Source organism: Candidatus Margulisiibacteriota bacterium (assembly GCA_003242895.1).
Classification (GTDB): domain Bacteria; phylum Margulisbacteria; class Riflemargulisbacteria; order GWF2-39-127; family GWF2-39-127; genus GWF2-39-127.
The window spans coordinates 21,536-29,580 of sequence record QKMY01000018.1 but is presented as its reverse complement, the minus strand read 5'-3'; the positions used below and the strand labels follow the sequence as shown (position 1 = coordinate 29,580).

6 protein-coding genes are annotated in these 8,045 nt (G+C 37.2%); 1 reads left to right on the top strand and 5 read right to left on the bottom strand.

The features are described 5' to 3' along the window. Positions 1 to 105: 105 nt before the first annotated feature. Positions 106 to 939, bottom strand: a complete 834-nt coding sequence (locus tag DKM50_01625; protein ID PZM83711.1) for a GntR family transcriptional regulator — start codon at positions 937 to 939, stop codon at positions 106 to 108. Between the two features lie 168 nt (positions 940 to 1,107). Continuing rightward, positions 1,108 to 3,252, bottom strand: coding sequence for an RNA-binding transcriptional accessory protein (locus tag DKM50_01620; GenBank protein ID PZM83710.1), 2,145 nt, complete (start codon positions 3,250 to 3,252; stop codon positions 1,108 to 1,110). Between the two features lie 236 nt (positions 3,253 to 3,488). On the opposite strand from DKM50_01620, the gene rpiB reads away from it, so the two are divergent. Then, positions 3,489 to 3,923 (top strand): ribose 5-phosphate isomerase B, encoded by a 435-nt coding sequence (gene rpiB / locus DKM50_01615; GenBank protein ID PZM83709.1) that lies wholly within the window; start codon positions 3,489 to 3,491, stop codon positions 3,921 to 3,923. A gap of 48 nt (positions 3,924 to 3,971) precedes the next feature. On the opposite strand, the gene DKM50_01610 is transcribed toward rpiB, so the two are convergent. From DKM50_01610 to DKM50_01600, 3 genes are all read right to left on the bottom strand, one after another. Then, positions 3,972 to 6,284, bottom strand: coding sequence for a hypothetical protein (locus tag DKM50_01610; protein ID PZM83708.1), 2,313 nt, complete (start codon positions 6,282 to 6,284; stop codon positions 3,972 to 3,974). 59 nt (positions 6,285 to 6,343) lie between these two features. Then, entirely contained in the window at positions 6,344 to 7,558 is a 1,215-nt protein-coding gene (locus tag DKM50_01605; protein ID PZM83707.1) for a hypothetical protein, read from the bottom strand. A 106-nt stretch (positions 7,559 to 7,664) separates the two neighbouring features. Beyond that, complete coding sequence (locus DKM50_01600) at positions 7,665 to 7,895, bottom strand: hypothetical protein (GenBank protein ID PZM83706.1); 231 nt, start codon at positions 7,893 to 7,895, stop codon at positions 7,665 to 7,667. Between the last annotated feature and the right edge of the window lie 150 nt (positions 7,896 to 8,045).

Here is an 8,045-nt window from a genome sequence, read left to right as displayed (position 1 = left end):
AAGTTGATCTGCTATTATTTCCATAAGGGAATTCCTTTCTTGATATAGTCTGATTAACTAATATCTTATCAGGAATTCCCCCATCTTTGATGTACAGCCTATTTTTTATTTACCTGCCAGTCTGATACCATCAGCCCCTAGTACTATCACACGTTCCTTGTACATTATCCCTATACACATCTTAAACGTTTTTTTGCTCATATGAAGGGATCTCTTGATTTCTTCCGGATCACTCTTGTCAGTTAACGGAAGGAACCCTTTATTCTCATTCAAGGTCTGAAGGATAGTGTCTTTACTCTTTTGTATCTCGTCCATGCCGGTCTGACGCAACGTTACGTCAATCTTTCTATCATCCCGGATTTTCTTGACAAAACCGGTTAAGGAGTCACCGATTCGGACTGGCTGATACACTTCGTTTTTATATAACAATCCAGCAAACTTTTGATTGATGATTACTTTAAACGCAATATCAATTTCACCGTAAATTAATAGGGCAACCTCATCGCCTTCGTTTATATTTTCTGCTTCGTGTATAAGATGTTTGTCTATTTTCGTCGTTGCAACAAGACGATCAGACACGTGATCAAGATAAAGCATGGCTACATAGCTTTTTCCTTTTTTAAGCGGATGTGGCTGTTCTCTAAAAGGAACTAGAAGCTGGTTATCCATTCCCCAATCTACAAAAGCACCGTATTTATTGGTATCCTTAACTTCAAGATAAGAAAATTCATTGATTTTTATTTTGGGTGTTCTGGTTGAAGCAATAAGCCTGTTTTCTGAATCCTTATAAATGAACACCCGTAAGTCATCACCTACTTTTGTATCTTTCGGGACTTCTTTTATGGGCAAAAGGACCTCATTATCGCCAGTGTCAAGATAGGCCCCGAAATCCAGTATCTTCGTTACTTTTAGTTTGCTGTAATTGCCTATTTCAATCATTATTAACTCCTATTTCCTTTTTTTTATACATTTAACTCAGCAATCAAATCGATAATAAGATACTAACACATTTTTGGCTATTTATTAGAGATAATCACGAAACCAATCAGCTAATATTGTTCAAGTTAACTTATCACTTAACTTTCCAGAGATGAGGCACTTAAAATACTAAGATACCAACTGCAGATTAATGCGTTTCAGTTTAGTGTCTACTGCGAGTACTTTTACAGTTACATTGTCTCCAACAGCCACCACTTCATGCGGATCACGAACAAACGAGTCACTCAGCTTGGAGATATGCACCAAGCCGTCCTGATGAACACCGATATCAACAAAAGCACCAAAATTAGCAACATTAGTAACAATCCCTTCAAGAACCATTTCGGGCTTTAGATCAGAGATATCATTAATTGTATCGCTGAATGTTGCATAGCTGAACTCGGCGCGAGGATCCAGTCCTGGTTTTTTTAGCTCGTTAACTATATCACTAAGGGTTGGAATGCCGACCTCCTCAGTTACAAAATCAGATAATTGCAGGGAACCAAGCAACTTGTCATTACCGATAAGATCTTTTACTTTGCATTCGAGCTTCTCTGCCATACGCTCTACGATGTGATAAGATTCCGGGTGTATTGCAGAATTATCCAGTGGATTTTTAGAATTTCTTATTTTCAAAAAACCCGCACACTGTTCAAACATTTTGGGACCCAACTTGGCTACTTTCAGTAATTCTTTTCGTCCCTTGAAAGCTCCATTGAGATTGCGATATTCTACAATATTGGCTGCAACTGCCGGCCCGATACCGGCTACATACGTTAACAGGGATTGAGAGGCGGTATTTAAATCAGCACCTACATGATTCACGCAGAACTCTGTAATGAAAACCAAGGCATTTTTCAGATCTGCCTGATTCACATCGTGTTGATACTGTCCTACACCAATAGACTTCGGATCAATTTTTACTAATTCTGACAAAGGATCCTGCAACCTTCTGGCAATACTGATTGCACCACGGACAGTCAAATCGAGATCAGGAAACTCTTTCCTGGCAATCTCCGAAGCGGAATAAACAGATGCCCCGGATTCACTTACAACGACAGATATCAGGTCTAGTTGTTTGTTTTTTATAAGCTCTCTAACAATTTGATCGGTCTCTCGTGAAGCGGTTCCATTTCCTATTGCGATTATTTCGACTTTGTATTGATCTACAAGCTGTGCCAGTAGTTTCTCTGCTTCATTTTTTTTATTTTGCGGTTCGTGAGGATAAATTGTGGTATTAGTCAAAAACTTACCAGTGCCATCAATAACGGCAACTTTACAACCGGTCCTGAAGCCTGGATCTATCGCAATGATAACCTTATCTCCTGCCGGAGGAGCAAGTAATACATTCTTTAAGTTTTTGCTGAAAACAGAAATAGATTCTCGCTCGGCCTCAACACATTTAGCATTAAAAACCTCCGATTCCAGTGCAGGAAAAAGCAAGCGTTTATAACTATCTTCAATTGCCGTAAGCAGCTCTTTATAAAAGATAAAAGTCTTATTCCTGATAACCTGTGAATCCAAATATGCCAAAAGCTGGTCATTATCCGCGTGAATGCTCCATTTGATAACACCTTCAGCCTCACCTCTCCGTATTGCCAGAATTCTATGGGCCGAAGATCTTTTCAGCAGTTCAGAGAAATTATAATACATTTCGAATTTTGAGCTTTTTTCTGCCCATTCTTTTTTTGCTTTGCTTACGAGTGTCCCTCTATTCGACAGACTATTCCTGATCCATGCTCGATAATTGGCATTGTCAGCAATATCCTGGGAAATAATGTCAAGCGCACCGGAAAGCGCCTGGTCTATAGTATCGATACCTTTTTGAGGATCAACAAATCGACTTAACACTTCGTTCTTGTTTTTGATATCGGCCCGTTGAGCGATTAAAAGGTCCGCAAGAGGTTGCAACCCTCTCTCCTTAGCAATAGAAGCGCGTGTTTTCCGCTTGGGCTTGAAGGGCAAATAAATGTCCTCCAACTCTTGTTTATCTGAGCAGTTGGTGATACTGGTCCTCAACTCGTCGGACAGCTTCCCCTGCTCTTCTATTGTTTTCAGGACTGTACCTTTTCGATCTTGCAACTCTCTATAGTAGGTCAATCTTTCGCTAATCTGCTGTATCTGGACTTCGTCCAACCCGCCAGTCCGCTCTTTTCGATAACGGGCAATAAAGGGAATCGTAGCTCCCATATCGAATAGTTCAACCGTTTTCTCGACTATACCAGAAGCAACCTTACAATCTGAGGTAATGCACCGGACAATAAATTCACTCATTTATAATCTCCATATCTTAATGTCTTTAGCTGTCACACCATACTACCAAAAAAACAGCTAATAATAAACCACTTCAAGTACTAAATTGGTCCGAACGTTCGTGCCGCTCCGGTCAGTCGTGTCTCTCCGGTTGCTGAGCTTGTCGAAGCCACCAATCAATTTCCACTAACTTTTAAAACAATTAACATTGTGATAATATATTTTTACACTTATTCTTTAACAAACGAGGAATGACAATGAAAATAGCTCTAGGTTGTGATCATGGCGGATATGAACTAAAAGAGATTGTGAAAGCCAATCTTCTCAACAGAAAATATGCTGTTGAGGACTTTGGATGCTACTCTCTTGAATCGGTTGATTACCCTGATTACGCCAAAATAGTTACCTCTGCCGTCATTAACGAAAACTATACTTATGGTATATTGATTTGCGGTACAGGAATTGGTATTTCTATTGCGGCAAACAAGGTTACCGGCATTAGGGCAGCATTATGTACGTCTACCATTATGGGAAAAATGAGTAGAGAACATAACGATGCTAATATACTCTGCCTTGGGGGAAGAACTACAAGCCCTGAACTTGCTATCGAGATAGTCCAAACATTTCTTGACACACCATTTGAAGGCGGCAGACATCAAAAACGTCTGGATAAGTTTCAGTCTATTAATTAAATATGAAGGCTGGCTGATTGCCAGCCCATTAACTATTCCATACAATTATTAATAAGTATTGTTGTATTCCAATGTTATATAATCAAGAAATGATTTATCTATAACGCGGTTGTCTTTAGGATCATCCTTCAATAGTCCGTTGATCCTCTCAATTGCATTCACTGTATTGAAACACATATATCCATATTCGACAGGCATTTGTACTTTAAACATAATATCATGATCCATCAGCTCACCTGTCACATAGTCTATTTTTTGTATCAAAAGCCCACCATCATTCAATTTTGTTTGAGCTAGCAGCTTATACCACTCATCCATTTCTTCATGATCAGTGTTAACTTTAAGCGTTGTAATGCTAAGAACTTTTTTATCATTAAACATAGCTGCAAGTTCATCTATCTTCTCTTGGATAAGGGAAGCCGACATCTTTGCTCGTCCCTGTCCTTTTTGCATAATCAGCACCTTATCGTTCTTTACAATCATTTCTTTATCAATTTCACCTAATTGGGTTACTATAAGCATTTCCTGGATCGCACAATGAAAGAAGTTAAAGCTATCATCATAGTTAACCGTAACATTGTACTTATCTTTACCTTCATAGATGTTTTGAAAGCGCTCTAATATCTTTTCTTTTTCTATTTCAAAAACCCCGATCTCATCAAGTGCCATTTTGATGCCATCCATTGCTGAAAGCGAATTAACATCCTTATAGAAACTTTTTTCTTTCATCTGTTCGAAAAGATACTCGCGAATGTTACAACCAAACTTCATAGCCTGCTCCGAGTCAAGTAAAACGAGTAATTTTCTTTTCACTTCAAGATCTTGGTCTTTAATGTAGTTGATAATATTACGATATGTGTCCTTTGAATAATCCTTAGTCAATCCGAAAATATTGTTATAATTTGTAGTTTTATATGATAGAGAGCCTTCCGAATTGCCATCTTTTTTAGCAATGCTTTTCATGTGCTCTGCATAATGCTTCATATATTCTTCATAATGTAATCGATTTTTCCCTATCTGATATACGGCTCTCCTTACCATTCCAATTACTTCTTCGATAATTTTATTACTTTCTTCCATCATGAGATTATGAATAGAAGTAAAAGCTTCGTTCATGGCATTATAATCAAAAAGACAATCTTCTCTCAGGAAAGGACAAAGAATTGAAATCATGAGATCAGTCTGACTTCCTAAGAATTCTTCCTTATAATCAAGAAACCAGTTATCACTCATGTAAACTAGAAGCATTCTATCGGCTTTCTCTCTATCGCCTTTTTGTAATGCCACTTCAAGAAAATGTTGAATCGGACCTTTCAGCTTTTCTGTCCGAATAGCCCAATCAGCTAGGACTTCATGCAGGATGCCAACAATATTCTCTCCGAAATAATTAAATGACTTGCTTAACGCGGCAGTCTCCAAATCCAATTCATCATTAAAAAAAACACCGTGACCAAACTCATGCCAGACAATTCCTTCTATCATCTCATCTATAAATAACTCTTTCTTTGCCTCCAACTCGTCAGCACTGTTGACTTTATAGGCCTCAAGCGCCCTAACTTTTATCATCTCACGGATATTTCCGGCCTCATTATTATACATTTTGGCTTTTTCCCGGTCGGTATAATCAAACATCTTTTTCCATTTCATCTCAAAAATGAGACGACAAGCTTCTTTTCTTATACCAATATCTCGTTCGCCAATAACAGCTGCAATCGACATTATATTAGAAGGTGTTCGGGATATCTCTTTCTCAAACATATACAGTTCATAGCCCTCTTTTTTGATCGGCTTCGCTTCACCAAATATAATGCTCCAATATTTACCATACTTACCAACTACGATCCTCAATTTCGATCCTATATATGCTAATTCCCGATTAAGGAGGTCTGCACGATTTTTCAGAATACTTTTGCCAAAAACATTGTATTCGAGCGCATCTTCTTCTGCAACAATCTGCTTTAATGTCATGTTGCGATATTCGGCATGCTTATTCATCATCATGAGAAAGCTATCAATATCACGCTGGGTTATTTCTTGTTCGGGAGCTATTCCGAGTTTGAGACGAGCATACCCAATTATTACACGTTGCTGTCCATATTCACCCCAGTAAGCGGATTTCTCCATCATAAAGTACTGTTGATCGCAAAGTTGATCAACTGTTTGTTTGATATCAGATTCTAATTTCTCACGATAACGTTCAGCTATACTGTCCGCATTAGGTATACTATTCTCTTGCAAAACTTTTATTAATAGCTTATGGCTTTTTCTTTGTTGGGGGTCGAAATAGAGTTTTCTAATTTTAGCTTGAAGCTCTTTTTTAGCTTTTAATCCATCAGATTGCTTCTTAGTAGTTCCAGTCATCACTTCTCCTTTATCCTATAAGTAACTAAGTTTGGTACTGCAAGATCCTTACTATGTTATTATATACTATTATCTAACAACTTTTGAAGAGCTGACTTTATTTCATCTATAAAATTTCCATCTTTGAGCATTGCAACCTTGGCAACCTCTATCTGCGTCCTTAGATTTTCAGTATCAGGTACTTGTTCAAAAAGCACAACCCGAAAACCTAAACATTGCCACCGCTTATCGTAGAATTCATAAGCCTGATTAAGAGATTCGATTATTGAATATAAATCCTGAGGATTGACCTTTCCCTGATGATAAGCGGTGCTAATATCGTCAATAATTTCAGGATAAGACTCTTGATGTGTATATTTTGATATTATTGTATTAGCATTCTGCTTATAGGCTTCTGCTTTCTCTCGATATCTCTTCGCAAAGACACCGTGAATATTAGCCTCAGTAACACGTAATCGCCAATCACTGCTATAATCTTGCAATTCTTCAACCTGCGTCAACAAGCACTCTAATTCTTCCTCGCTCTTTTGGCTCAACTTGTCGATTACTTTGCCGTTCTCTTCGGCTCTATACTCTGTCTGGACAATAAGATCATTGATACATAGTTGCAACAAAATCTCATCGAACGGAGCTTCGGAAACGATGTCCCAGCCATCACTCTCGTTATTTTTTAAGGATTTTATAATGCCATTTATGTCCAGCAATTTACATTTACTATAAATATCCTGAACAGAATCGTTCTGTCCGAGATATAAAACAAAATGATGCTGATCATCTTCGACTTTTCTTTGAGAATTGTAGATGCTCAGAAATCGTATTGGAATTCCCAGAAAATCGCCTAGCAACCCGGCAGAGAGCCCTCTTGCAAAACATGAGTAAATTGATTCGGTATAATATTGATCGATTGAAAAATTCTTTTTGTTAAAACTGATATTCGAAACGTACTTATAAGGGAGCGAAATATTGATCTTTTCATCGGTTAAATATTGATCGATCTCAGATTTCACTTTGTCAAAATAGTCAAGAAGTGCCACACCCTTTTCATAGGCAAGATTATAACTCTTCCATGTAAGAAGCATTGTAAAATACAAAAGTGCCGCCTCTTTACCATAAACTTTACTTACTTCAATATATTTTTCTTTGATATCAGGATATTTCTTAAGATCAACATGCATTTTTAATGATTTCATATCCGAATAGTTCTGCAAGATACTACTCCATTCGGTATGATTTTTTATGGAAACAGGTGTATTGATATTTTTAAAAAAACACATATTTCACCAATCTAATATATGTATTATTTACCAAATGCTTTTAACAAAAAATAACAGCAAGCCTTCTCAAATAATGAGAAGGCCCTATTATCTTCATAACAACAATCTACTTATCAGCCTGTATACCATCCGTAGTAGGATTACTTACGTTGGTCAAACTGTTCTTTATTTCTTCATCAGACTTTGTGGCAGAAATATTAAATTGCATTTCAGCAACGTCGGCTCCAGTAATTTTATTACCGTCACCAATAGTCTTTGTTGCCATATCTGTTCTCACTGCGTTAGCTCTAACATTTGTTGTAAAACTTGAATTTATATCACTATTTACTGCTCTCATATTTTATCTCCTTTTTAATATAATTTATTTTTTTACAAATCTATGATAGTAAGAAAAATATCAATTGATTGTATAGGCATCAGCCTCCATCCGTTAGAATAATTTCATCTTCTGTAATATTATCGTAGGATACTTTTGTAAGTTTCACCT

What these genes read in the sequence shown, in the direction of transcription:
- DKM50_01625 (PZM83711.1), bottom strand. Translation starts at nt 939, where the DNA reads ATGATTGAAATAGGCAATTACAGCAAACTAAAAGTAACGAAGATACTG.
- DKM50_01620 (PZM83710.1), bottom strand. Translation starts at nt 3,252, where the DNA reads ATGAGTGAATTTATTGTCCGGTGCATTACCTCAGATTGTAAGGTTGCT.
- rpiB (PZM83709.1), top strand. Translation starts at nt 3,489, where the DNA reads ATGAAAATAGCTCTAGGTTGTGATCATGGCGGATATGAACTAAAAGAG.
- DKM50_01610 (PZM83708.1), bottom strand. Translation starts at nt 6,284, where the DNA reads ATGACTGGAACTACTAAGAAGCAATCTGATGGATTAAAAGCTAAAAAA.
- DKM50_01605 (PZM83707.1), bottom strand. Translation starts at nt 7,558, where the DNA reads ATGTGTTTTTTTAAAAATATCAATACACCTGTTTCCATAAAAAATCAT.
- DKM50_01600 (PZM83706.1), bottom strand. Translation starts at nt 7,895, where the DNA reads ATGAGAGCAGTAAATAGTGATATAAATTCAAGTTTTACAACAAATGTT.